The 25,165-nt window shown below is 67.4% G+C and carries 21 protein-coding genes and 1 pseudogene; 16 read left to right on the top strand and 6 right to left on the bottom strand.

The genetic code is table 11. The features are described from left to right. Positions 1 to 73: 73 nt before the first annotated feature. The 3 genes and pseudogenes from ACNQS7_RS08050 to ACNQS7_RS08040 form a co-directional block, all read left to right on the top strand. Positions 74 to 684, top strand: a pseudogene (locus ACNQS7_RS08050) (PPE family protein); the annotation flags it as partial. Between the two features lie 314 nt (positions 685 to 998). After that, complete coding sequence (locus tag ACNQS7_RS08045; RefSeq protein ID WP_418012147.1) at positions 999 to 1,154, top strand: PPE family protein, SVP subgroup; 156 nt, start codon at positions 999 to 1,001, stop codon at positions 1,152 to 1,154. Positions 1,155 to 1,176: 22 nt separating this feature from the next. Then, on the top strand, positions 1,177 to 4,416 hold the full coding sequence (locus ACNQS7_RS08040; protein WP_418012146.1) for a carboxyl transferase domain-containing protein: 3,240 nt from the start codon (positions 1,177 to 1,179) through the stop codon (positions 4,414 to 4,416). A 12-nt stretch (positions 4,417 to 4,428) separates the two neighbouring features. Here ACNQS7_RS08040 and ACNQS7_RS08035 read toward each other — a convergent pair whose 3' ends face one another. Continuing rightward, positions 4,429 to 4,776 (bottom strand): hypothetical protein, encoded by a 348-nt coding sequence (locus ACNQS7_RS08035; protein ID WP_055580474.1) that lies wholly within the window; start codon positions 4,774 to 4,776, stop codon positions 4,429 to 4,431. Between the two features lie 83 nt (positions 4,777 to 4,859). On the opposite strand from ACNQS7_RS08035, the gene ACNQS7_RS08030 reads away from it, so the two are divergent. The 3 genes from ACNQS7_RS08030 to ACNQS7_RS08020 are packed head-to-tail and all read left to right on the top strand — an operon-like array spanning position 4,860 to position 7,905. After that, the gene (locus ACNQS7_RS08030; RefSeq protein ID WP_055580475.1) at positions 4,860 to 5,636 is read left to right on the top strand and encodes an SDR family oxidoreductase; all 777 of its coding nucleotides are present in this window, start codon (positions 4,860 to 4,862) and stop codon (positions 5,634 to 5,636) included. After that, positions 5,633 to 6,817, top strand: coding sequence for an acyl-CoA dehydrogenase family protein (locus ACNQS7_RS08025; protein ID WP_418012145.1), 1,185 nt, complete (start codon positions 5,633 to 5,635; stop codon positions 6,815 to 6,817). Before ACNQS7_RS08030 ends, ACNQS7_RS08025 begins: the two co-directional genes overlap by 4 nt. After that, the gene (locus tag ACNQS7_RS08020) at positions 6,814 to 7,905 is read left to right on the top strand and encodes an acyl-CoA dehydrogenase family protein (RefSeq protein ID WP_418012144.1); all 1,092 of its coding nucleotides are present in this window, start codon (positions 6,814 to 6,816) and stop codon (positions 7,903 to 7,905) included. The genes ACNQS7_RS08025 and ACNQS7_RS08020 overlap by 4 nt, the downstream gene beginning before the upstream one ends. Before the next feature lie 70 nt (positions 7,906 to 7,975). Here ACNQS7_RS08020 and ACNQS7_RS08015 read toward each other — a convergent pair whose 3' ends face one another. Then, complete coding sequence (locus ACNQS7_RS08015) at positions 7,976 to 8,713, bottom strand: dienelactone hydrolase family protein (protein ID WP_418012143.1); 738 nt, start codon at positions 8,711 to 8,713, stop codon at positions 7,976 to 7,978. A gap of 162 nt (positions 8,714 to 8,875) precedes the next feature. Between ACNQS7_RS08015 and ACNQS7_RS08010 the strand changes: the two genes are divergently transcribed. The 9 genes from ACNQS7_RS08010 (at position 8,876) to ACNQS7_RS07970 (ending at position 18,275) form a co-directional block, all read left to right on the top strand. Next, on the top strand, positions 8,876 to 9,676 hold the full coding sequence (locus tag ACNQS7_RS08010; protein WP_418012142.1) for a thymidylate synthase: 801 nt from the start codon (positions 8,876 to 8,878) through the stop codon (positions 9,674 to 9,676). Continuing rightward, positions 9,673 to 10,164, top strand: coding sequence for a dihydrofolate reductase (locus ACNQS7_RS08005; protein WP_418012141.1), 492 nt, complete (start codon positions 9,673 to 9,675; stop codon positions 10,162 to 10,164). The genes ACNQS7_RS08010 and ACNQS7_RS08005 overlap by 4 nt, the downstream gene beginning before the upstream one ends. Before the next feature lie 82 nt (positions 10,165 to 10,246). Next, complete coding sequence (locus ACNQS7_RS08000; protein ID WP_418012140.1) at positions 10,247 to 10,972, top strand: cell division protein DivIVA; 726 nt, start codon at positions 10,247 to 10,249, stop codon at positions 10,970 to 10,972. Positions 10,973 to 11,020: 48 nt separating this feature from the next. Further along, on the top strand, positions 11,021 to 12,250 hold the full coding sequence (locus ACNQS7_RS07995; protein ID WP_418012139.1) for a winged helix-turn-helix domain-containing protein: 1,230 nt from the start codon (positions 11,021 to 11,023) through the stop codon (positions 12,248 to 12,250). Beyond that, positions 12,250 to 13,623 (top strand): type I restriction-modification system subunit M, encoded by a 1,374-nt coding sequence (locus ACNQS7_RS07990; protein WP_418012138.1) that lies wholly within the window; start codon positions 12,250 to 12,252, stop codon positions 13,621 to 13,623. The genes ACNQS7_RS07995 and ACNQS7_RS07990 overlap by 1 nt, the downstream gene beginning before the upstream one ends. Further along, positions 13,620 to 14,687 carry a restriction endonuclease subunit S gene (locus ACNQS7_RS07985; RefSeq protein WP_418012137.1) on the top strand — a complete coding sequence of 356 codons (1,068 nt, stop codon included), beginning with the start codon at positions 13,620 to 13,622 and terminating at the stop codon, positions 14,685 to 14,687. Before ACNQS7_RS07990 ends, ACNQS7_RS07985 begins: the two co-directional genes overlap by 4 nt. 197 nt (positions 14,688 to 14,884) lie before the next feature. After that, a complete protein-coding gene (gene thyX / locus ACNQS7_RS07980) occupies positions 14,885 to 15,637 on the top strand; it encodes an FAD-dependent thymidylate synthase (protein ID WP_418012136.1) in 753 nt (250 codons plus the stop codon). A 51-nt stretch (positions 15,638 to 15,688) separates the two neighbouring features. Further along, entirely contained in the window at positions 15,689 to 16,591 is a 903-nt protein-coding gene (gene dapA / locus ACNQS7_RS07975) for a 4-hydroxy-tetrahydrodipicolinate synthase (RefSeq protein ID WP_418012135.1), read from the top strand. A 7-nt stretch (positions 16,592 to 16,598) separates the two neighbouring features. After that, positions 16,599 to 18,275, top strand: a complete 1,677-nt coding sequence (locus ACNQS7_RS07970) for a ribonuclease J (protein ID WP_418012134.1) — start codon at positions 16,599 to 16,601, stop codon at positions 18,273 to 18,275. A 77-nt stretch (positions 18,276 to 18,352) separates the two neighbouring features. On the opposite strand, the gene ACNQS7_RS07965 is transcribed toward ACNQS7_RS07970, so the two are convergent. The 4 genes from ACNQS7_RS07965 to ACNQS7_RS07950 all read right to left on the bottom strand — a co-directional run bounded on the left by ACNQS7_RS07965 (position 18,353) and on the right by ACNQS7_RS07950 (position 22,412). Beyond that, complete coding sequence (locus ACNQS7_RS07965; RefSeq protein WP_418012133.1) at positions 18,353 to 19,225, bottom strand: SAM-dependent methyltransferase; 873 nt, start codon at positions 19,223 to 19,225, stop codon at positions 18,353 to 18,355. A 3-nt stretch (positions 19,226 to 19,228) separates the two neighbouring features. After that, entirely contained in the window at positions 19,229 to 20,050 is an 822-nt protein-coding gene (locus ACNQS7_RS07960; RefSeq protein WP_418015928.1) for a mycofactocin-coupled SDR family oxidoreductase, read from the bottom strand. After that, complete coding sequence (locus tag ACNQS7_RS07955) at positions 20,047 to 20,361, bottom strand: putative quinol monooxygenase (protein WP_055580489.1); 315 nt, start codon at positions 20,359 to 20,361, stop codon at positions 20,047 to 20,049. The genes ACNQS7_RS07960 and ACNQS7_RS07955 overlap by 4 nt, the downstream gene beginning before the upstream one ends. 80 nt (positions 20,362 to 20,441) lie before the next feature. Beyond that, positions 20,442 to 22,412: a SpoIIE family protein phosphatase gene (locus tag ACNQS7_RS07950; protein ID WP_418012132.1), complete on the bottom strand. Its 1,971-nt coding sequence runs from the start codon at positions 22,410 to 22,412 to the stop codon at positions 20,442 to 20,444. A 163-nt stretch (positions 22,413 to 22,575) separates the two neighbouring features. Between ACNQS7_RS07950 and ACNQS7_RS07945 the strand changes: the two genes are divergently transcribed. Then, positions 22,576 to 25,113 (top strand): DNA translocase FtsK, encoded by a 2,538-nt coding sequence (locus tag ACNQS7_RS07945; RefSeq protein WP_418012131.1) that lies wholly within the window; start codon positions 22,576 to 22,578, stop codon positions 25,111 to 25,113. Positions 25,114 to 25,165: the final 52 nt, after the last annotated feature.

Raw genomic sequence — 25,165 nt, 5'->3', positions numbered from 1 at the left:
CCGCAACAGGTTGCCGACGAGGACCGGGGGTCGTCGGACGCTCAACGCATTTACGCCGAAACAGGATTCGCTGTTGGATTTTGGAGCCCTTCCGCCCGAGGTCAACTCGGCCTGCATGTAAGCCGGCGCGGGTCCGGCGCCGATGTTGGCCGCTGCGGCAGCGTGGAGCGGCATTTCCGATGAATTGCGCACCGCTGCTTCTTCTTTCGCATCTGTCGGGAAAAGCCTCAGCGCCGAGGCGCGGGTCGGCTCCGCGTCGCTGTCGATGGCGGCCCCCGCGCGCCTTCGTGGCGTGGCTGACCTGCACGGCGGACTCGTCGGCGCGCGCGGCGACGCAGGCCATGTCGTCGGCGGCCGCTTACGAGACGGCCTTTGCCCTGACCGTTCCTCCGGCAGAGGTGGCGGCCAACCGGGCTGAGCTATCCGCGCTGACCACAACTAACACTTTCGGGCAGAACACCCCGGCCACCGCGGTGCTCGAGGCGCGTTACAGCGAAATGTGGGCTCGTGACGCGGCCGCTATGTACGGCTACGCGGCTTCCTCCGCCGTGGCGGCACGACCTGGATCCGCTGACGAGCCCGTCTGCGACCACCAGCGCGGCCGGAATCGCAAACATGCAGCAGGCGGGCCTCGTCAGCCTGATCACGCAAGGCCCTGCGGCCGTCCAGAGTCTCGCCGCCCCGGAGGCCGTGGAGTACACCGGCACGACGTTGCTCGACCTTTTCGTCGAATTCGATCAAGCCGAGCTGTGGTGGGCAGATGAGTTCGACCACAACAGGGCCACGCACTACGACTACTCCATCGGTCAGATCGGCACCAACAGTGGCGATGACGACGCCGAGGAGATCGCCGGCCCGGTCGCTGAGCGGGCAGCCATGGCGCATCCCGTACGACCCACCCCGACGGCTGCCGGATTGGGCCGCGCGCACACGGTCGGTCAGCTGTCCGTGGGGCAAGCTGGTCCGATTCGGCACCGGTGAGGACCAGCAGGACGGTCGTGGATGGCACCTACTGGGCCGTCCCCGAGCACGACGAATCGGGCGGGGCGGTGCCGGTGGCACCGGGGATGGTCGCGACTGCCGGTGGCACCGGCGCACCGGGTCCGAGATACGGCGTCAAGCCGATTGTGATGCCCAGGCAACGCATCCTCTGAACCGGGTCGTACGCTGTGCCCTATGCGGCCACCACCGCGCGATGTCCTCATCGCAAACCGCGGCGAGATCGCCCTCCGCATCATCCGCACCGCAACCGAACTCGGCTCGCGGACCGTCGCTGTCTATGCCGAGGATGACGCCGACAGTCCGCACGTGCACGCGGCCGACGAGGCAATTGCGCTGCGGGGCAACGGTGTAGCCGCCTACCTTGACCAGGCCGCCGTTCTGGACGGCGCGAAGGCGTCGGGTGTGACACTGGTTCACCCCGGTTACGGGTTCCTCAGTGAAAACCCCGAATTCGCGCGCGCCTGCACGTCCGCGGGCTTGGTGTTCGTAGGTCCGGACGCCGAAGTCCTCGAACTGGTCGGCAACAAGTCTTCGGCCCGCGCTTCGGCCGTCGCCGCCGGTGTTCCGGTGCTGGCCGCCACCGAGGGGCCGAGCAGCGTCGAGGACGTGCGCGCGTTCTTCGCTGTGCGCGACGGCGCCATCATGCTCAAGGCCCTGGCCGGTGGCGGCGGGCGCGGCATGCGCAGGGTCGATCGCCTCGACCAGATCGACGACGCGTACCGCCGGTCCGCCGCGGAAGCGCAACTCGGCTTCGGTGACTCGGCACTGTTCGCAGAAGAGCTGCTGACCGGCGCGCGGCACATCGAAGTACAGATCGTCGCCGCATCGGCCGGACGACGAACCCGTGCCCTGGCGCTGGGCGATCGGGATTGCAGCATTCAGCGGCGTTACCAGAAGCTGGTGGAAATCGCCCCTGCCCAGCACCTTTCCGCCGACCTGCGCCGCGACCTGCACCAGGCGGCGGCCCGGTTGTGCGCCGGGGTAGGTTTGCGCGGACTGGCCACCGTCGAATTCCTGGTCAATGGCGAAGATTTCGTCTTCCTCGAGATCAATCCGCGTATCCAGGTGGAACACACGATCACCGAGGCAGTCACCGGCATCGACCTGGTGTCCGTCCAGCTGGCCATCGCCGACGGCGCCTCGTTCGACGAACTGCCGCTGCCCGCCGGAATAGCAGCGGACGGAACCGAAGTCGGTGGCGAGGCGGCTGCAGCGGCAGGCATCGCCATCCAGACCCGCGTCAACATGGAAACTTTCGGACCGGACGGCTCGGTGCTGCCCAGCGCCGGCACCCTCAGCGTGTTCACCCCGCCGACCGGACCCGGCGTGCGCGTCGACACCTATGGCCGGCCCGGCTTGGCGCCCAGTCCACGATACGATTCGCTACTTGCCAAGGTGATCACCCACGTCCACGGCACGACGTTTGGTGCGGCGGTCCGCAAAGCACACACCGCCTTGGGCGAGTTCGGTATCGAGGGGGTCGGTACCAACCTCCCCGTTCTGCTAGAGCTGTTGTCCGACAGAGACTTTCAGCAGGGTACCGTGTCGACGACCTTCCTCGACGACAAGCTTCCGCAGCTGGCCGCCGCGGCGGCGACCCACCAGCGTCAGCACCCGGCACAGGTCGCGGTCGAGCTCTACCCCGGCGAGGAGGTGTTACGCGCGCAACTGGCCGGGACGGTGGTCGAGATGGTTTCCGACGGCGCGGAGGTCGGCGCCGGCGGGCAGGTGGTGGTTCTGGAGGCGATGAAGATGCAGCACGTCCTGACCGCGCCGGACGCGCTGCGCACGGTTCGCGTCCTGGTGGCCCCCGGCCAGGTGGTCGGAACCGGGGACCCGCTGGTGGTTTTCTCCCGGAGCGGATCCGGATCCGGAGGTGAATCAATCTCGGCTGCAGTCGATCTGGACCGTCCGCGCGAAGATCTCGATGAGGTCCGGCACCGGCACCGGATGACTCTCGACGAGGGGCGTCCGGCCGCGGTCGACAAGCGGCACAAGCTCGGTCGCCGCACGGCGCGGGAGAACATCGCCGACCTCGTCGACGCCGGCAGCTTCGTGGAGTACGGCGCGCTGGCCATCGCCGCCCAGCGCAGCAGGCGCTCCGACGAGGACTTGATCGCCAACACCCCGGCAGACGGCCTGGTCGCCGGCCTGGCCACCATCGGTGCGGATCGCTTCGGGCGGCAGGCCGCATCAGCCGTCGTCGTGTCCTATGACTACACCGTGCTGGCCGGAACACAGGGCATGCGAAACCACGCCAAGACCGACCGGGTTTTCGAACTGGCGGGCCGAAAGCGTTTGCCGGTAGTCCTTTTCGCCGAGGGCGGTGGAGGGCGACCCGGCGACACCGACGTGGGAGGCATGGCGGGGCTGGATGTGCCCACGTTCCGCATGCTGGCCGGGCTGTCGGGCCGAGTCCCGCTCGTATCGATCGTCTCCGGGCGGTGCTTCGCCGGCAATGCCGCGCTGGCCGGGGTCTGCGACGTGATCGTCGCGACGCCGGACGCCAACATCGGAATGGGCGGCCCGGCAATGATCGAGGGCGGTGGCCTCGGAGTCTATCCACCCGAGGCGATCGGGCCGATCGACGTCCAGCGGCGCAACGGCGTCGTCAGCCTGGTGGCCCGCGACGAAGCCCACGCGGTGTCGTTGGCCAAACGTTATCTCGGTTATTTCCAAGGCGCCGTGACGGACTGGGAAGCACCCGATCCACGTCTGGCCCGGCATGTGGTGCCGCAGAATCGGCTGCGTGCCTACGACGTACACCGGGCGATCGAAAGTGTCGTGGATGTCGATTCGGTGCTGGAACTGCGTCCCGATTACGGAGTCGGCGTCGTGACCGCTCTGGTCCGGGTCGAGGGTGCGGCCTACGGACTGATCGCCAACAGCAGCCACCACCTCGGCGGTGCGATCGACGCGGAGGCGGCCGACAAGGTCGGCGACTTCCTGACTTTGTGCGAGTCCTTTCGGATGCCGGTGATATCGCTGTGCGACACACCCGGATTCATGGTGGGACCGGAGGCTGAGAAGGAAGCGGCGGTACGACGTTTCGGCCGGATGTTCATTCTGGGGGCGAAGCTGACGGTGCCGTTCGGAATGATCATCCTGCGCAAGGGATACGGCCTGGGCGCGATGGCCATGGCCGGTGGATCGTTTCGCGCACCGCAATTCACCGTCGCGTGGCCCACCGGGGAGATCGGCGGCATGGGCTTGGAAGGCGCTGTGCGCCTTGGCTTCAGCAAGGAACTCGCCGCGGCCCCGGACGAAATCCAGCGACAGGCCTTATTCGACAAACTTGTCGCGGCCGCCTACCAGCACGGCAAGGCGCTACGCGCCGGCACCACCTTCGAGCTGGACGACGTGATAGATCCCGCCGACTCCCGGGCCTGGATCACCAGGCTCCGGGATCGCTGAAGCGGGCGAAGGTCAGGCGTGGCCGGAACCGCAACCGACGCCGGGCAGGCAACCCTCGCCGCCGGGAACGCCGCCCGGACCCCAGAACTGACCGCCGTTGCCGCAGCCGACGCCCGGGATGCAGCCCTGTCCGCCAGGACCGCCGTTCGGTCCCTGGTCGGTGCCGCCGGAGCCGCAGTTGCCGTTCGGGTCGCAGCCGCCGCCGCCCGGGTCGAGCGGGATGAAGTGGGTGATTCCGGTGCTGGTAGTGCTCGGCCCGGCCGCGACAACGTCGGCCGCGGCCATCGGCGCCGCGGCAATCGCTGTAGCGACAGCCCCGGCCACCACCAGTGGTTTGAGGAGGTTGATTTTCGCTAACATTCCTGTCGCATACCACGTGCGCCCATATTCAAACCTGGCACCAGACGGGTTCATTCTTTTCACGCGAACAGAAGGCGTAACACATGACTTCCTTGGATTTGACCGGCCGCACCGCCATCGTCACCGGCGCTTCGCGGGGCATCGGATTGGCGATTTCCCAGAAGCTTTCCGACGCCGGTGCCAACGTGGTGCTGACCGCCCGGAAACAGGAAGCAGCCGATGCGGCCGCCGCGCAGGTGGGCGATCGGGCGCTCGGAGTGGGCGCGCATGCCGTCGATGAGGACGCCGCGCGGCGCTGCGTCGATCTCACTCTCGAGCGGTTCGGCCGGGTGGACATTCTGATCAACAACGCCGGCACGAACCCGGCCTACGGTCCACTGATCGACCAGGACCACGCCCGTTTCAACAAGATCTTCGACGTCAATCTCTGGGCGCCGCTGCTGTGGACATCGCTGGTGGTCAAGTCGGGGATGGGGGAGCATGGTGGCGCCATCGTCAACACCGCCTCCATTGGTGGCATGCACCAGTCCCCGGCCATGGGCCTGTACAACGCCACGAAAGCCGCGCTGATTCACGTCACCAAGCAACTGGCACTTGAACTTTCGCCGCGCATCCGGGTCAACGCGATCGCTCCTGGCGTGGTACGCACCAAGCTGGCCGAAGCCCTGTGGAAGGACCACGAGGATCCGCTGGCCTCATCGATCGCGCTGGGCCGGATCGGTGAGCCAGACGATGTGGCCGCCGCGGTCGCGTTCCTGGTCTCCGACGCTGCCAGCTGGATCACCGGCGAAACGCTGGTGATCGACGGCGGCCTGCTGCTGGGCGCCGCGCAAGGTTTCCAGTCCGGCGGCGGGCGGTGACCACCGAAGCCGAAGTGGACGTGCTGGTCCGGGCCTTGCTGGACGAGCACGACCCGGCCACCACCGCGCCACGGGACTTCCTGGGAGCCCAGTACGACGCGGGGCTCGCGTGGGTGCATCTACCGGTCGGATTCGGGGGCCTGGGGCTGCCGCGGACCGCGCAGGAGCGGGTTCATGCGCAGCTGGCCGCCGCGGGTGCGCCCATCGGCGGCACCGAGAAGAACTACATCGGCATGGGCATGGCAGCGCCGACGATAGCGGCCTACGGGACCGACGAGCAGAAACGAAAGTTCCTGCGTCCGCTGTTCACTGGCGAACAGATCTACTGCCAGTTGTTCAGCGAACCGGGCGCCGGGTCCGACCTGGCCGCGGCGGCCACCCGCGCCGTGCGCGACGGGGACGACTGGATCGTCAACGGGCAGAAGGTGTGGACGTCGCAGGCCCAGCACGCGCAGATGGCGATCCTGGTCGCACGCACAAACCCCGACGTCCCCAAACACGCTGGCTTGACCTATTTTCTGTGCGACATGACTCAACCAGGCGTCGAAGTACGGCCACTGCGTCAGATCACCGGTGAAGCAGAGTTCAACGAGGTCTTCCTGACCGATGTCCGGGTACCCGACGCCAACCGGCTCGGACCCGAAGGCGGCGGCTGGCGGGTTGCCACCACCACGCTCAACAACGAGCGGGTCGCGATCGGTTCGCGCGCCGGTACCCCGCGCGAGAGCGGCCACATCGGGAAGGTCGCCAAAGCCTGGCGAAGTGATGCCACACTGCGCAATCCCGCCATGCACGACGAGCTGATGCGCCTGTGGGTCGACGCGGAGGTTCTTCGCCTCACCGGCGAGCGGCTGCGCCAGCAGGCGGCGAGCGGCCAGCCCGGACCGGAGGGCGCCGGCATGAAGATCGCGTTTGCCAGTATCGCGCAGGCGATTTCGGGCTTCGAGATCGAGCTGCACGGTGAGGCCGGGCTGAGCTATGACGACTGGACCATGCGCCGGCCGGACGTCGTCGACCTCACCGGCCGCGAGCCCGGGTACCGCTACCTACGGGCCAGGGGCAACTCGATCGAGGGCGGTACCTCGGAGATTCTGCGTAACACCGTCTCCGAGCGGGTGCTGGGCCTGCCCGGTGAGCACCGGGTAGACAAGGCCGTCGCATGGAAGGACCTGCCCCGATGAGCGACCTGCTGTACTCCGACACCGAGGACGCGCTACGCGACAGTGTGCGGCAGTTGTTCGCCGACCGGTGCCCCCCGGAGGCGGTGACGAGATGTTATGACGCACCGCCACAAGACTTTTCCGGTGTCTGGCGCACGCTCGCCGCAGAACTGGGCGTCGCGGGCCTGCTGGTGCCGGAGTCGCTCGGCGGAGCCGGGGCAGGTGCCCGCGAGGCAGCCGTGGTCATGGAGGAGATCGGCCGTGCTGTTGCGCCCGTCCCGTTTTTGTCCAGCGCTGTGCTCGCCACCGTCGCCCTGCTGCGAGCGGGTGACACCGAAACCGTCGCGGAATTGGCCTCCGGGCAGGTCACGGCGGCGCTGGTGGTACCGCTGTCGACAGCACCCTGGGATGAGGTGACCGGGGTGGCCGTAGACGGCGCCGGCCTGAGCGGACAGGTCACCAGCGTGCCGGGCGCCGCGGAAGCCGACGTGCTGGTGGTACCGGTCGCCGGCGCCAACGGGCTTGAGCTCCATACCGTTTCGCGTGCGGACAACGGTGTCGAGACCTCGCCCAAGCTTGCTCTGGACATGACGAGACCGCTTGCGGACGTGCACTTTTCGGGTGCCGTTTCGACTGCGGTCGGTGCGGGCGCGGAGGCGATAGCGGCGGCGCTGCACACCGGCGCGGCGTTACTGGCCTCCGAACAACTCGGGCTGGCGCAGTGGTGTTTCGACACCACCCTGGCCTACGCCAAGGAGCGCAAGCAGTTCGGCCGCGCAATCGGTTCCTACCAGGCGATCAAGCATCGGTTGTCCGACCTGTGGTTCGAGGTCAGCTCGGCCACGTCAGCGGCCCGCTATGCGGCCGACGCAAGCGCCCGCGGTGATGACGACGCGGCGATCGCGGCGTCCCTGGCGCAGGCCTACTGCAGCGGCGTGGCGGTGCATGCCGCCGAGGAGTGTGTTCAGCTGCACGGTGGCATCGGGATGACCTGGGAGTATCCCGCGCACCTGTTTCTCAAGCGGGCCAAGAGCGACCAGTTGGCGTTCGGCACCGCGTATCGGCACCGGTCCCGCCTCGGGGAACTCGTCGACCTGCCGGTCACCTAGTGGCGCGAGCAGACGCGAACTCGCACGAAATCGTCAATTTTTGTGCGAGTTCGCGTCTGCTCGCGGGGGCCTAGGCGAGGGCTTCGGCGAAGGTTTCCGTCATTGCCGCCCAATGCCGCTCGTCAGCGGCGGGGTCGTAGGGCGGGTTGTCCGGGACTGCGAAACCGTGGCCGGCCCGGTACCACTCGATGGTGTGCCGCACACCCGCTGCCGTGAGTGCCTTTTCGAGTTGCTCGGCGTGATCGGCTGTGAACGACGGATCCTTTTCGGCCCCGCCGACGTACACGAGGGCGTCCATCTTGTCGGCCAACAGATGCGGGCTGTCCGTGTTGTCGCTCACCAGGCCGCCGCCGTGAAACGACGCCGCTGCGGCGACGCGTTCCGGAACGCGGCCGGCGAGCAGCACCGAAATCCGTCCGCCCATGCAGTAGCCGCACACTCCGAAGCGCTCACCGCGGACCTCGGGGCGTCCGGCCAGATAGTCGAACAAGGCGGTCGCGTCCCGGGTGATCCGGTCCGGAGTCACGGTGCCGAGCATGAACATGATGCGGGCGCGTTCCTGCGGGTTGCTGAACGCCGTGGTCATGTCGAACGGCGCCCAGTCGCCCTCGCGGTAGTACACGTCGGGCAGCAGCACGGCGAAGCCGAATCCCGCCAGCTTGGCCGCCATCTGGTCGAAGGTCTCGCGGACCCCGCCGGCGTCGGGGAACATCACCACGCCAGGCCAGGGTCCGGTGCCGTCGGGGGTGAACAGGCTGACGGGGCAGCTGCCGTCGGCTGTACTGACACTGTCTGTGATCTTCGGCATGATTTCCGTTCTACTCCGCGGCGTGCCCGGTGAGTCAGTCGGCACCGATGCGGCGACCCGCCGCGCCCGGCTTCGCCGTGCTTGCGATCGCCGCGGGGTTCGATGGCGGCGACCCGCCGCGCCCGGCTTCGCCGTGCTTGCGATCGCCGCTAAGCTAGCCCCGTGCCGATCGCGACGCCGTACGAAGACTTACTGCGTCAGGTGCTCGAAACGGGCACGGCCAAATCCGACCGCACCGGCACCGGCACCCGAAGCCTGTTCGGCCGCCAGATCCGCTACGACCTGTCGTCCGGGTTTCCGCTGCTGACCACCAAGAAGGTGCATCTGAAGTCGGTCGTCTACGAATTGCTGTGGTTTTTGCGCGGCGACTCCAACGTCAGCTGGCTACAGGAGCATGGCGTCACCATTTGGGACGAATGGGCAAGCGAGACAGGGGATCTCGGACCTGTCTACGGCGTGCAGTGGCGCTCCTGGCCCACCCCGACTGGGGAGCACATCGACCAGATCAGCGCCGCACTGCATTTGCTGCGCACCGACCCGGACTCCCGGCGCATCATCGTCTCGGCCTGGAACGTCGGCGAAATACCGCAGATGGCGCTGCCGCCGTGTCACGCGTTCTTCCAGTTCTACGTCGCCGACGGCCGCCTGAGCTGCCAGTTGTACCAGCGCAGCGCCGACCTGTTCCTCGGGGTTCCGTTCAACATCGCCAGCTACGCACTGCTCACTCACATGATGGCCGCGCAGTCCGGCCTGGACGTCGGTGAGTTCGTCTGGACCGGTGGCGACTGCCACATCTACGACAACCACGTCGAACAGGTCGCGCTGCAACTTACCCGCGATCCCCGTCCCTACCCGGAACTGGTTCTCGCGCAGAGGGATTCAATCTTCGACTACCGGTATGAAGACGTCGTCGTGCAGCACTACGACCCGCACCCGGCGATCAAGGCGCCCGTAGCTGTATGACAGGCAGAAACGACCTGGGCCTGGTGTGGGCTCAGTCGACGTCCGGCGTCATCGGGCGCGGCGGCGACATACCCTGGCGGGTGCCGGAGGATCTGGCCCACTTCAAGAAAATCACCATGGGGCACACGGTGGTGATGGGCCGCCGCACCTGGGAATCGTTGCCCGCGCAATTCAGGCCGCTGCCCGGCCGGCGAAACATTGTGCTCAGCCAGAGCGGCTTCACGGCCGACGGCGCTGAGGTGCTCGACACACTCGAGAAAGCACTCCACGACCAGGAAACCTGGGTGATCGGTGGCGCCCAGATCTACGCGCTGGCGTTACCGCAGGCCAGCAGGTGCGAAGTCACCGAAGTCGATATCGATCTGCCGCGCGACGACGAGGATGCGCTGGCGCCGGTGCTCGACGAGACGTGGCATGGTGAAACAGGGGAGTGGCAAGTCAGCCGCGCGGGGTTGCGTTACCGGTTTCACAGCTACTTCCGCTCGTGAGCGCCCACCAATTGGCCTGACACACCGGGCTTGGGGGCGGTCTCATCGGGTAACAAGCATGTCCAGAAGGGGGAATTTGACAGTGGTAACCGAACCCGTAAAGACGTTTTCTCGAAAGTTCTTCGGCTACGACCCGGCCACGGTAGACGCACACATCGAAGTGTTGGGCACCAAGCAGCGGCTGCTTCGCGACGACGTGGAGAGCCTGCGGACCCGGCTGCGGGAGTCCGGTGACGAAGTGGCCTCGCTGCGCAAGGAAGTGGCCCAGCTCACCGAGACCTCACCCTCACCGCACGCGATGCAACAGCGGATGGCCAAGATGCTGCAACGCGCGGTCGAGGAGGTGTCCCAGATGCAGGCCGAGGCGCGCGCTGAGGCGCAGGAGCTGATCGCGTCGGCCGAAGCCGATATCGAAGCCGAGCAGCAGAAGTCGAAAGAGCAGCTGGCGGAGATGACCGAGCGGTTGAAAGCCTTGCAGGACGAGTACGACGAAACCAGGGCAAAGCAGGAGTCCGAGCTGTCGAACATGCGCGCGGACACCCAGTCGGGAATCGACGAGGCCTGGCGGGAAGCGCAGCAGGAGCGTGACCAGCTTCTCGCCGACGCAAGGCAGGAGGCAGACCACTACCGCGAGCAGGCCCGGCGCGCGGTGGACGAGGCGACTCAGCAACGAATCGATGTGCTGGAGCAGTTGATGAGCGTCTACCGCGACCTCGAACCGGTGCCGGCGGCGCTCGCGTCGGCACACGCAGAACTCAGCCAGACGGCCACCAACGGGACGGCGGACCGCAAAGTCAGGACCGCATAACCCGCGCCGGTCCCGCCCTGACCTGCGCGGCCCGGTATTCTCGGCACCGTGTCGGTCGTCCGGAAAGCGAGGCTGACCGCCACGCAGGCCCGGCGGATCGCCGTTGCGGCGCAAGGATTTAACGATCCCCGGCCCGGAGCCGGTGTGACCCGTGCGCACTTGCGGCGGCTGATATCGCGCATCCAGGTGCTGCAGCTGGATTCCGTGTCGGTGGCCGTGCGCGCGCATTACGCCCCGGTGTTCAGCCGGCTGGGCCCTTACGACCGCGACATCGTCGACCGCGCCGCCTGGGGTCCGGCGAACGCACGCCTGCTGGCGGAGTACTGGGTGCACGAAGCCGCACTCATGGCCGTCGATGACTGGCCACTGCTGCGCTGGCGGATGCGCCAGTACCGGCACGGCCGCTGGGGCACCCACATCGTCAAGGCCAATCCCCGGTTGGCCGACGACATCGTCGCCGCTGTCGCCGAACTGGGACCCAGTACCGCCGGCCAGATCGAGGCACATCTGGAAGCCGCGCCCCGCCAGACCAAGGGCGCCTGGTGGAACCGCAGTGACACGAAATGGGTGTGCGAGGCGCTGTTCGCCGCCGGGGTGCTCACCACGGCAACCCGGGTGGGCTTCGCAAGACACTACGACCTGACCGAGCGGGTGCTTCCCGCCGAGGTGCTGAGCCGCCAGGTCGACGACGACGAAGCCATCCGGGAACTCACCCTGCGCGCCGCCACCGCGCTGGGGCTGGCCACCGAGCCTGACATCCGCGACTACTTCCGGCTTTCCGCGCAACAGGTCAAACCGGCTGTCGCCGAATTGGTTTCAGCCGGCGAGATCGAACGGGTCGAGGTCGACGGCTGGTCGGCGCCCGCCTACCTGCGGGCCGGACAGACCGTGCCCCGCCGCGATCGCGGCACGGCGTTGCTCTGTCCGTTCGACCCGTTGATCTTCTTCCGTCCTCGGGTGGAGCGGATCTTCAACTTCCACTACCGCATCGAGATCTACACGCCCGCGGCCAAGAGGCAGTACGGCTACTATGTGTGGCCGTTCCTGCTCGACGGCGAACTGGTGGCGCGGGTGGACCTCAAGGCCGACAGGGCCACCGACACGCTGCAGGTACTGGGCGCCTTCGGTGAGCCCGACGCGGCGCGCGCCAGCGTCCCCGCGGCCCTGGCGGGTGAGTTACGTTCGATGGCAACGTGGTTGGGTCTCAGCGGGGTCAGCGTGTCGAGTCGGGGCGACCTGGCCTCCGCGTTGCGCGCGGCCGTCAGGCAGGCCGGTTGATGGAACAGGACCTCAAGGACACCCTGTGGAAGGCCGCCAACAAATTACGCGGCTCCCTCCCGGCCGGCCAGTACAAGGACGTGGTCCTCGGGCTGGTGTTTCTACGGTTCGTCTCCGAGGACCACTGGAAATCATTGGCGGTCAACGTGGATTCGCCTCACATCGGCCAACTCGTCGATCAGGTGATGGACGCGGTCATGACCGACGGCCCGGCGCTTACCGACACGCTGCCACGCCACTATCACCGCGTCGACCAGCGGCGCCTCGGCGAACTCATCGAACTCCTCGATAAAGCCAGATTCAGCAACGGGTCTCGGGCCCGTGACTTGATGGGCGAGGTGTACGAGTATTTCCTCGGCGGGTTCGCGCGCGCTGAAGGACGGCGCGGCGGGGAGTTCTTCACTCCGCCCAGCCTGGTCCGGGTGATCGTCGAGGTGCTGCAGCCCAAGCGCGGGCGTGTTTATGATCCCTGCTGTGGCTCGGGTGGAATGTTCGTGCAGACAGAGCAATTCATTGCCGACCACGACGGTGAACCTGCCGACATCACGATCTACGGACAGGAGAGCGTCGAGGAGACCTGGCGGTTGGCGAGGATGAACCTGGCTGTGCACGGCATCGACGGCACCGGCCTGGCGTGGGGTGACACGCTCGTCTGTGATCAGCACCCCGGCGTGCAGATGGACTACGTGATGGCCAATCCGCCTTTCAACATCAAGGATTGGGCTCGCGACGAGCGCGATCCGCGCTGGTGTTTCGGTGTTCCGCCGGCTGCGAACGCGAATTTCGCCTGGATTCAGCACATCCTGTTCAAGTTGGCACCAACCGGCCGGGCCGCGGTGGTGATGACGAATGGCTCGATGTCGTCGAATTCCGCCGGGGAAGGCGAGATTCGCGCCCGGATAGTCGACGCGGACCTGGTGTCGTGCATGGTGGCACTACCCGCCCAGCTGTTCCGCAACACCGGAATACCGGTGTGCCTGTGGTTTTTCGACAAGGCGAAGGGGCGGCGCGCCGGCCAAGTGTTGTTCATCGATGCGCGCGAGCTCGGATGCCTGGTCGACCGCGCCGAGCGTGCGCTGACGGATGACGATGTCTCTCGCATAGCGCGGACGTACCGTAGCTGGATCGCTGAAGATGCCGACTATCAGGATGTTTCAGGTTTCTGCGCGTCGGTCTCGCAGGACCAGATCAGGTCTGCGGGATACGTACTCACTCCCGGACGTTTCGTCGGCGCCGCCCCTGAGCCCGGCGGTGATGAGCCCGTCGGGGACAAGGTCGCGCGCCTGACCGCGGATCTGCTGTCGGCGCTCGACGAATCCGATCGGCGAGACATGGCGCTCCGCGACCAATTGGGACGCGTGCGACCGACATGAGGATCGGAGACCACCTCGACTTCCGGAGCGGACGCAGCGCGCCGCAACGGCTGGCGCAGGGCCGGTTTCCCGTATACGGCGCCAACGGGCCGATCGGTTACGCGGCCGAGCGCAACGCCACCGGCCCGGTGATTGTGATCGGCCGCGTCGGAACATACTGCGGCACCGTCCGCTACTGCGACACCGACGTCTGGATCACCGACAATGCCTTGGCCTGCCGGGCCAAGAACGTCGAGGAGACGCGCTACTGGTACTACGCGTTGCGCGCCTGCGGTCTCAACGATCACCGGTCCGGGTCTGGCCAGCCGCTACTGAATCAACGTATATTGCATGACATTTCGGTTCCCGACGTCACCGCGCGCGACCGGCGGCAGATCGGGGCGCTGCTCGGGGCGGTCGACGACAAGATCGTCGCCAACCAGCGCGTGATACGGGCCGCCGAGGACCTCATGGTCGGTATGACGCAATCGGCCGGTGCCCGAGTGCCTCTGGCGACCTTGGCGACTCGCTCGTCCGACTACCTGGACCCACGGCACTTTCCCGACCGGGTGGCGCACTTCAGTCTGCCCGCATTCGACAACGGCGCGAGCCCGAAGGTGGTGCCGGGAGGTTCGGTGAAGAGCGGCAAATTCCTGCTGCCGGGTCCCTGCGTCCTGGTCGCCAAACTCAATCCGCGCATTCCCCGGATCTGGAACGTGGTGGATCTGCCTGCACAGCTGGCGTTGGCCAGCAGCGAGTTCGTGGTCCTCACACCGGCCGGCATCGATACGTCGACGCTCTGGGCGGCGCTGCGCCAGCCCGAGGTGTCGACGGCACTGCAGCGACGCGTGATCGGGACGTCGGGCAGCCACCAGCGAGTCCATCACCGCGACCTGCTCGAGGTGGGGGTTCGCGACGTTCGGCAACTGGCCCCCCACCAGGCTCAGACCATCACGAAGCTGGGGGCGCTGTGCCAGACCCGCCGCACCGAGATCACGCGGTTGTCGAGCTATCGCGATGAACTGTTGCCGCTGTTGATCTCCGGAGAGGTACACATCGCGGACACCGCGCTGGCCAGACCCTGAGTGCCGGGGCCGGCCCTGATTGCCCGCCTCCTCCTCGCGCCGTTGCACGGCGCGCATCGTCACCGGGCCGGCCCTGATTGCCCGCCTCCTCCTCGCGCCGTTGCACGGCGCGCATCGTCACCGGGCCGGCCCTGATTGCCCGCCTCCTCCTCGCGCCGTTGCACGGCGCGCATCGTCACCGGGCTACGCTGAGCGCCGTGGCCCAGACCGCGCCGTTACGCGTGCAACTGATCGCCAAGACCGACTTCCTGTCGCCGCCGGATGTGCCGTGGACCACCGACGCCGACGGGGGCTCCGCGCTGGTCGAGTTCGCCGGCCGCGCCTGCTACCAGAGCTGGTCGAAGCCAAATCCGCGGACCGCGACCAACGCCGGCTACATCAGGCACATCATCGACGTCGGGCATTTCTCGGTGCTCGAGCACGCCAGCGTGTCGTTCTACATCACCGGCATCTCGCGGTCGTGCACCCACGAGCTGATCCGGCACCGGCACTTTTCCTACTCGCAGCTCTCGCAGCGCTACGTGCCGGAGCACGACTCCCAGGTGGTGTTGCCGCCCGGCATCGAGGACGACCCCGAGCTGCGTGAGATCCTGACCGCCGCCGCGGACGCCAGCCGCGCTACCTACATCGAGCTGCTGGACAAGCTCGAGGCCAAGTTCGCCGACCAACCCAACGCGATATTGCGTCGCAAACAGGCCCGCCAGGCCGCCCGCGCGGTGCTGCCGAACGCCACCGAAACCCGCATCGTCGTCACCGGCAACTACCGGGCGTGGCGGCACTTCATCGCGATGCGGGCCAGCGAGCACGCCGACATCGAGATCCGGCGCCTGGCCATCGCCTGCCTGCGCCAGCTCGTCGACGTAGCCCCCGCGGTGTTCGCCGACTTCGAAGTGACCACGCTGGCCGACGGCAGCGAGGTCGCTACCAGCCCGTTAGCTACCGAAGCCTGAGCTACGCGGCGGTGCTTAAAGGCTTGCCGCAGCCAGGTAACCTTGAGAACCGTGAGCACCGTCGGATTCGATGCGCCAGCGCGCCTGGGAACCCTCCTGACCGCGATGGTGACACCGTTCGACGCCGATGGCGCCCTGGACACCGCCGCCGCGGCCCGAGTGGCCACTCATCTGGTGGACCAGGGATGCGACGGTCTGGTCGTCTCGGGAACCACGGGTGAGTCGCCGACGACCACCGACGACGAGAAGCGCGAATTGCTCCGGGTCGTGCTGGAGGCGGTGGGGGACCGGGCCCACATCATCGCCGGCGCCGGCACCTACGACACCGCACACAGCATCAAATTGGCCAAGTCCGCCGCCGCCGAGGGCGCCCACGGCCTGCTGGTGGTCACGCCGTACTACTCCCGGCCCCCGCAGAGCGGGCTGATCGCGCACTTCACCGCCGTCGCCGACGCGACCGACCTGCCGGTGCTGCTCTACGACATCCCGCCCCGGTCGGTGGTGCCGATCGAATTCGACACCCTGCGTGTGCTGTCAGCGCATCCCAACATCGTCGGCGTCAAGGACGCGAAGGCCGATCTGCACGGCGCGGGACAGATCATCGCCGAGACGGGCCTGGCCTACTACTCCGGCGACGACGCACTGAACCTGCCCTGGCTCGCCATGGGCGCGACCGGATTCATCAGCGTGATCTCCCATCTGGCGGCCGGTCAGCTGCGCGAGTTGTTGTCCGCCTTCAACTCCGGTGATGTGGCAACCGCCCGCAAGATCAACCACTCCGTGGGGCCGTTGTGCAACGCGATGAGCCGCCTGGGCGGCGTGACGTTGTCCAAGGCGGGCCTGCGACTGCAGGGCATCGACGCCGGCGACCCGCGCCTGCCGCAGGTCCCGGCCACACCGGAGCAACTCGACGCACTGGCCGCGGATATGCGCGCGGCCTCCGTTCTACGGTGATCTGACGTTGTACGAGGAGCTCGCCCCACCCGGTCCACTGACAGCGGGCGGGCTGCGGGTCACCGCGCTGGGTGGAATCAGCGAAATCGGCCGCAACATGACGGTTTTCGAGCATCTGGGCCGGCTGTTGATCATCGACTGCGGCGTGATGTTCCCCACCCACGACGAACCCGGGGTCGACCTGATCCTGCCCGACCTGCGTCACATCGAGGACCGGCTGGACGACATCGAGGCGTTGGTGCTCACCCACGCCCACGAGGACCACATCGGCGCGATCCCCTTCCTGCTGCGGCTGCGTCCCGACATCCCGGTCGTCGGCTCCAAGTTCACCCTCGCGCTGGTCGCCGCCAAATGCCGCGAGCACCGCATCAAGCCGGTGTTCGTCCAGGTCAAGGAGGGGCAGAGCAGCCGGCACGGAGTGTTCGAATGCGAATACTTCGCCGTCAACCACTCGATTCCCGACGCGCTGGCCATCGCCGTCTACACCGGTGCCGGCACCGTGCTGCACACCGGTGACATCAAGCTCGACCAATTGCCGCTCGACGGCCGTCCCACCGACCTGCCCGGCATGTCCCGCCTCGGCGACGCCGGCGTGGACCTGTTCCTGTGCGACTCCACCAACGCCGAACACCCCGGAGTCGGCCCGTCGGAAAGCGAGATCGGCCCGACGCTGCACCGGTTGATCCGCGGCGCCGACGGGCGGGTCATTGTGGCGTGTTTCGCCTCCAACGTCGACCGCGTCCAGCAGATCATCGATGCCGCAGTGGCGTTGGGCCGACGGGTGTCGTTCGTCGGGCGGTCGATGGTGCGCAACATGGGCATCGCACGCGAACTCGGCTTCCTGCGGGTGGCCGATTCGGACCTGATCGACATCGCCGCGGCCGAGGAGATGCCGGCCGACCGGGTTGTGCTGGTCACCACCGGAACTCAGGGCGAGCCGATGGCGGCGTTGTCGAGGATGTCACGAGGCGAACACCGCAGCATCACCCTGACCGCCGGCGATCTCATCGTGTTGTCGTCGTCGCTGATCCCGGGCAACGAAGAAGCCGTCTACGGCGTGATCGACGCGCTGGCCAAGATCGGTGCCCGCGTTGTCACCAATGCCCAAGCGCGGGTGCATGTTTCGGGTCACGCCTATGCCGGTGAGTTGCTTTTCCTCTACAACGGAGTGCGACCGCGCCACGTCATGCCGGTACACGGCACCTGGCGGCACCTGCGGGCCAACGCCAAACTGGCCGTCAGCACCGGCGTGCCGGAGGAGTCGATAATGTTGGCCGAGAACGGCGTCAGCGTCGATCTGGTCGCCGGCAAGGCCAGCATCGCCGGCGCGGTACCGGTCGGCAAGATGTTCGTCGACGGATTGATCACCGGCGACGTCGGCGAGATCACCCTGGGGGAGCGGCTCATTCTGTCCTCGGGCTTCGTCGCCGTGACCGTGGTGCTGCACCGGGGCACCGGTAAGCCGGTGGCGACGCCGCACCTGAGCTCCCGCGGCTTCTCCGAGGACCCCAAGGCGCTGGAACCCGTGGTGCGCAAGGTCGAGGCAGAACTGGAATCGTTGGCGGCCAACAACGTCACCGATCCGATCCGGATCGCTCAGGGTGTGCGGCGCACCGTCGGCAAATGGGTGGGCGAGACATTCCGCCGGCAGCCGATGATCGTGCCGACGGTTCTTGAGGTCTAAACCCCTTCCGCGAGTGGGAATTTCACGACACGACACGCCGGGCGGGCGTCGTGGGTTTCACGGTCGGCGCACAAGATCTAGACCTTCTCGGCTAGAGCCGACCACTCGATCTGGGACGCCGGGAGTCTGCGGCCGGTGGGTTTCACGTAACGCTCGACGAGTTCGTCGGGTCCCAACTGTTCCACCAACCGCCAACCGTAGCCGGCCAGAAAGTCTTCCACCTGTTCGGGAAGCAGGCCGAAGTGCCACAGCTGACGGCGCCCCCGAACCGACCGGTACAACGTGCGGGAGCCATACCGATTCGTGCCGTCGATGAAGTCGCGCCGGACGTAGCTGAACACCATGCGACTGCCCGGCGCCGTCGGCCGTAGGCCATCCAGCGTGGCGCGCACGGCGTCCTCGGTGAGGTACTGGGTGACTCCCTCCCAGATGAAGAACGTCCGGTAGTCGATGTGATACCCGTGCTCAGCCAGTGCCGTCAACAGGTCGTCATGCTCAAAATTCAGTGCCACCAAACGAACCGAGAGCGGCAGCTCGCCCAGCACCTTGCGGACCGTCCTGGCCTTGCGGGCGATGTTGACCGGCAGGTCCACCTCGAAGACCGGTTTGCGGATCCGGCGGGTCAACCGGTAGGCGCGGGTGTCCAAGCCCGCGCCAAGAATCACCACCGCGTCGACCTCGTCAAGGGCTTCGGCGAGCTTGTCGCCGATAAACCGTTTGCGGCAGACCAGATTTGCCCACAAGCCGGGACCGGTCCGCTCCGACGCGCTGATGAACACCCGGCGCAACAGCGATGGCGCGGTGGCGGCGACGAGCAGGCGAAGCGGCGCGGGCAGGAAAAGCCCTGCAAGATCGTCGTCCACCAGCCGGCGATCGGCCGGTTCGTTCTGTTCGATCGCGGACAGCAGCATCGGTCCGAACGCGGTTCCGGCAGCGGGGTTTCGGGCCACGAGCTACCGCTTGTTCACCGAGCCCGCGTCGACCGGCAACGTGACGCCCGTGATGTAGCGGGCTTGGTCGGACACCAGCCACGCCACGGCATTGGCGATGTCCTCGGCGTGCAGGATCTGCACCGGCAGGGCATTGCTCATGCCGGGCGCGCGGCCGGACTTGCTGACCAGGTCGGTCAGCCACTGGCGGATGAACTCGTTGTTGATCATCGGCGTGTCGACGCCGGAGGGGTGCACGGAGTTCACTCGGATATCATGCGGCGCAAGCAAATTGGCGTACAGACGCATCAAGCCGACCAGTCCGTGCTTGGCGGCGGTATAGCCGATCGAACCGGCGTCGGCACTCCCGACACCGGCCAGGCCCGCAGCCGAACTGATCAGCACGATCGATCCGCCCTCACCCTGCTCGATCAAGGTCGGCGTCGATACGTCGACGGTGTGGTACGCACCGGTGAGGTTGACGTCGATGACGTCGCGCCAGCCGTCAGCCGATTGCATGGGGGCGATCCCGGCATTGGCGATCACGATGTCGAGCCGGCCGAATTCGTCGAGGCCCGCCCGCAAAGCGGCCGCCAGCGAGTCACGGTCCCGGACGTCGCCCTGCCGTGCCACGATGCGGCCTCCGGCGTCCTCCACGAGCTTGACGGTCTGCGCTAAGTCCTCGGCGGTGCCCAGCGGGTAGGGCACGCTGTCGATCCGGCCGCACAGGTCCACGGCGATCACGTTCGCGCCGTCGCCGGCCAGCCGGACCGCGTAGGCGCGGCCCTGACCGCGTGCGGCGCCGGTGATGAAGGCCGTCTTGCCGTCCAGGGGTCGGGCCATCAGGCGCGGATTTGTCCTTTATCGACGTCCCCGGCTGGAACCGGCGCCAGCATCTTGATGTCCGGCGCCCCGGCCAGGTGCTCGCCGACGGCGCCGAACATCTTGCCGACTGCGGGCGCGGTGCTGTGGGTCTTCAGCGCCTCCTCATCGGCCCACTGCTCGACGAAGACGAAGGTCTCGCCGGACTGGTGCAGCGAATACAGCTGGCATCCGGGCTCGCCGTGCACCTCTTCGACCGCGGTGGTCAGGATGTCGCGGACGGTGTCGACCGATTCGGGCTTCACGGTCAGCGTGGCGACGACGACTACGGGCATGCTGGGGCCTCCTGACGACTGTGGCGGGTGGGTTTTAGCACTGTTGGTCACCCTACCCACACCGCCGGGGCGCGCCGGTTTCAGCTGCCGCCTGACTGATGATCGGTGCTGCGGCTCAGCCCCACCAGGTCGAGAACCACCGCCGCGGGACTGCCCGTGGCAGCCACCAGAGTGAAAGGGCGCTGATGGGCGGTCAGTTGGTCGCGCATCGTGAACAAGGCCCGCACACCCCGGCTAGTCAGCAGGGTGACCCGGTCCAACAGCACCGTCAAACCGACCGTGCCACCCTGGGCGGCATCGGAGAGGTCAACGTTGAACTGGTCGGCGGTCAACGCATCCACCGCGCCGGTCACCGTGAGTGTCGCCTTGCCGGGTTCGTCGTGGCGCTCGGCGCGGTAGGAGTGCGGCGTGCTGGCTGACGGGCTGCTTCCGGGTCCAGTGGAAGCAACCAGGGCGGGGCGAGAAACCTTGTGCCGCAGCGTCACTACCGTTCCTTTCTGGGCCGGCCGGGAAGTGCTGTCATGACTGATCGTCACCTTGTCGAGCAGCCGCTCCATCATCGCCAGGCCGCGCCCCCGCCCGATGTCACCGATTCCGGGCGTGCGCCACTGCCCGTCGTCGCCGATGCACACTTCGACAACCCCGCCGGACTGCAGCCTGCCGGTGATGCGCAGCGGTCCGGGGGCGCAGTCGGGGTACGCATGCACGGCCACGTTCGCGATCGCCTCGTTGACCGCCAGTTCGATAGCCAGCGCGGCCTCGTCGCTGATATCGATTGTGGTAAGCCATGTTCGGATGCCGTTGACGGCGTCGGTGATGCCGTTGTCGTCGGCGAGAGTCGAGACGGTCAGCTCCGGTGGGGGTGCGGCGACGAGTTGCACCGCCAGCGTGGTGACATCGTCGTCATACCCAGTGCGGGTGAGCAATTCGACGGTCAGCTGACACGCGCGCGCCGCCGGCGAATGCGCCGCGCCGGTGGGCAGCACCCGGTTCGCGACCGCGTCGGCCGCCACCTGCGCGACCTCGGCGTAGCCTTCGGCCATGGTTCGTCCCGGTCGCTCGATGAGGCCGTCGGAGTACAGCAGGACCACATCGCCGGCTTTCAGCGGCCTCCGGACGACGGCGTGGTGATGACCGACTCCCAGTGGTGCGCTTCCGCTTTGGTGTAGGAACCTGGTGTTGCCGTCGGCGCCCACGACGACGGGCGGCGGGTGTCCGCACAGGCAGAATTCCATATCGGCAGTGCGCGGATCGATCACGACGATGCCGACGGTGGCGGCCCGAAGCGGGGCCTTCTTCGCGGCAAATGCGTCTACTTGCGCGATGGCCGAACCGAGGTCAGCGGTGGTGGTCAGCGCCAACTCCAGCGCGGCGCGCAGCTGCCCCATCGCCGCCGACGCTGCCACTCCGTGCCCCACCACGTCGCCGACGACCAGTGCCATTCGGCCGTCGTCGAGCGGTAGGGCGTCGAACCAGTCCCCGCCGGCCGCCTGGTCCCGTGACGCGGTCAGGTAGCGCGCGGCGATGTCGATATGCGGAACCACCGGTAGCTCGAGGGGCAACAGGGCCCGTTGCAGTTCGTCGACGACATCACGGGTCGCCTCGTAACGGCGTTGGGCTTCTGCCGCGCGCCGCCCGGCAAGCTCGCGTTCCAGCACCTGGTCGGTGACGTCGTTCGCGTAGGCCAGCACCCACTCCCGGTTAATGGGATGGGGTGTGACGACGAAACTCAACCATCGCTCCTCGACCCGGTTGGACGCCGGGTGTTCCCAGTGCACCCGCCACTCCCGGCCGATTTCGGTGCGGCCGCTGGCGTACACCCGCTCGATCACCGGGTTCATCAGCTGGCCGTCCAATTCCGGGAACACCTCGGAGACGGTGCAGCCGATGACGTCGTCCCGGCCGGCAACGTAACGGAAGGCGGCATTCGCGGCGACCAGGCGTAGCTCCGGGCCCTGCCAGCAACAGGCCATGACGTCCAGCGCGTCGAAGACGGACCGAATCACTTCCGCATCGCCGACCAGGGTGTCGAGATGCCCACTTTCCGACATTCGTCCACAATGCCTGCTCCTCGGCCCGTCTGCGCGGCTGTTCCGCGAACATTGCCCGCCCTCCGGGGCGAGCTGGGTAACGAGACGGGTGAGCCCCGATAAACCCTCCGTTACCAGTGTGGCGGGTGGTGCTGATGTTGTTCTAGCGACTACGCTTGCGGGCATGGCCAGTAAGACCGCAGCCCGCTCCGGAACACGAACGAGCAGGTCAGGGGCCACTTCGCGGGCCGGTGCCGCAGGTGGGCGTTCGAGTGCGTCGCCTCGCGCGCCCAAGAAGCGCCCGAGTAAGCCCGTCAAGCGGGTGAGCAGGCCCGCCAAGCGGCGCAATCAGTCTCTGCTGGTGCTGACCGGGCGCGCCTGCGGCCGGGCGGCACGCGCGAGTTGGCTGATGGCCGCCAGGGGAACCGGGAGCGCGGCGCGGTCGATCGGCCAGGCGCGCAACATCGAAGCAGGACATCGCCGGGACGGCATCGCGCTGGCACTGCTGGGTATCGCCGTGATCATCGCCGCCAGTTCGTGGTTCAGCGCCGCCCGGCCGGTGGGAGCGTGGGTGGACGCCGGTCTGCGGACGTTCGTCGGCTCGGCGGTGGTGCTGCTGCCGTTGGTCGCCGCGGCGGCGGCGATCGTGCTGATGCGCACCGAACCCGACCCCGACGCGAGGCCACGGCTGATTCTCGGCTCCAGTCTCATCGCGCTGTCGTTTCTCGGACTGCGCCACCTGTGGTCCGGCTCACCTGAAGATCCCGAGTTGCGCAGACGGGCAGCGGGATTCATCGGCTTCGCGATCGGCGGACCGCTCTCGGACGGATTGACCGCGTGGATCGCAGCGCCGCTGTTGTTCATCTGCGCGCTGTTCGGGGTGCTGCTGCTGACCGGCATCACCATCCGCGAGGTGCCTGACGCCCTGCGAAACATGTTCGGCACCAGGCTGTTCCAGCGCGAGTATGAAGACGACGAGTACGACGACTTTGCCGGTGACGACGCGGACACCGTCGAGGTCGCCCCGGCCGAGGATTTCTCGGACGGCTACTACGACCAAGCCCCGCTGCGCCCCGAGGACGAGCCCAAGCCCTGGCCCACGGCGTCGGAAGCCGAACTCGCGGAACCCATCGCCGACGAGACGCCGACCGTTCCGGAGCCCAAGACCCGCAGGCGCGGAACCAAATCCGACAAGCTCGATGCCCAGGTGCTGGACCGGGTGGTCGAGGGTCCGTACACGCTGCCGTCGCTGGATCTGCTGGTAGCCGGGGACCCGCCCAAGAAGCGCAGCGCCGCCAACACCCACATGGCCGGTGCCATCGGCGAAGTGCTCACCCAGTTCAAGGTCGACGCCGCGGTCACCGGGTGCACGCGCGGGCCCACCGTCACCCGCTACGAGGTGGAGCTCGGCCCCGGCGTCAAGGTGGAGAAGATCACCGCGCTGCAGAAGAACATCGCCTACGCGGTGGCCACCGAAAGCGTGCGGATGCTGGCCCCGATTCCCGGCAAGTCCGCCGTCGGCATCGAGGTACCTAACACCGACCGCGAAATGGTGCGGCTGGCCGATGTGCTCACTGCGCCGTCGACCCGCCGGGACCATCACCCGCTGGTGATCGGGCTGGGCAAGGACATCGAAGGCGACTTCATTTCTGCGAACCTGGCCAAGATGCCGCACCTGCTGGTGGCCGGCTCGACCGGCTCGGGCAAGTCCAGCTTCGTCAACTCCATGCTGGTGTCGCTGCTGACTCGCGCCACCCCGGAAGAGGTCAGGATGATCCTGATCGACCCCAAGATGGTGGAACTGACGCCCTATGAAGGCATTCCGCACCTGATCACGCCGATCATCACCCAGCCCAAGAAGGCGGCGGCGGCCCTGGCGTGGCTGGTCGAGGAGATGGAACAGCGCTATCAGGACATGCAGGCCTCCCGGGTGCGTCACATCGACGATTTCAACGAGAAGGTGAGATCCGGCGCTATCTCGGCGCCGCTGGGCAGTCAGCGGGTGTACCGGCCGTATCCGTACGTCCTGGCGATCGTCGACGAGCTCGCCGACCTGATGATGACCGCCCCGCGCGACGTGGAGGACGCCATCGTGCGGATCACCCAGAAGGCGCGCGCCGCGGGAATCCACCTGGTGCTGGCCACGCAGCGGCCTTCGGTCGACGTGGTGACCGGCCTGATCAAGACCAACGTGCCGTCCCGGCTGGCGTTCGCGACGTCATCGCTGACCGACAGCCGGGTGATCCTGGACCAGGCCGGCGCCGAAAAGCTGATCGGGATGGGCGACGGCCTGTTCCTGCCGATGGGGGCGGGCAAGCCGATCCGGTTGCAGGGCGCCTACATCACCGACGAGGAGATTCAGGCCGTCGTCGCCGCCTGCAAGGACCAGGCGGAGCCGGAATACACCGAGGGCGTCACCGCCGCCAAGCCCAGTGGTGAGCGGGCCGACGTCGACCCCGATATCGGCGACGACATGGATGTGTTCCTGCAGGCGGTGGAGCTGGTGGTGTCCAGCCAGTTCGGGTCGACCTCGATGTTGCAGCGCAAGCTGCGGGTGGGCTTCGCCAAGGCAGGCCGGTTGATGGACCTGATGGAGACGCGCGGCATCGTCGGGCCCAGCGAAGGGTCCAAGGCCCGCGAGGTGCTGGTCAAACCGGACGAACTGGCCGGAACGCTGGCGCTGATCCGCGGCGGCAGCGACGCCGACGGCGAGCCCGTTTGACGGCGAGCAGACGCGAAGTCGCACAAAACCCCTGGTTTTGATGCGACTTCGC

The sequence above is a fragment of the Mycobacterium sp. 23 genome, assembly GCF_048287075.1.
Lineage (GTDB): Bacteria > Actinomycetota > Actinomycetes > Mycobacteriales > Mycobacteriaceae > Mycobacterium > Mycobacterium gordonae_B.
Note: the sequence above shows the minus strand (reverse complement) of the source record. Positions and strands in the feature narration are given on the sequence as shown.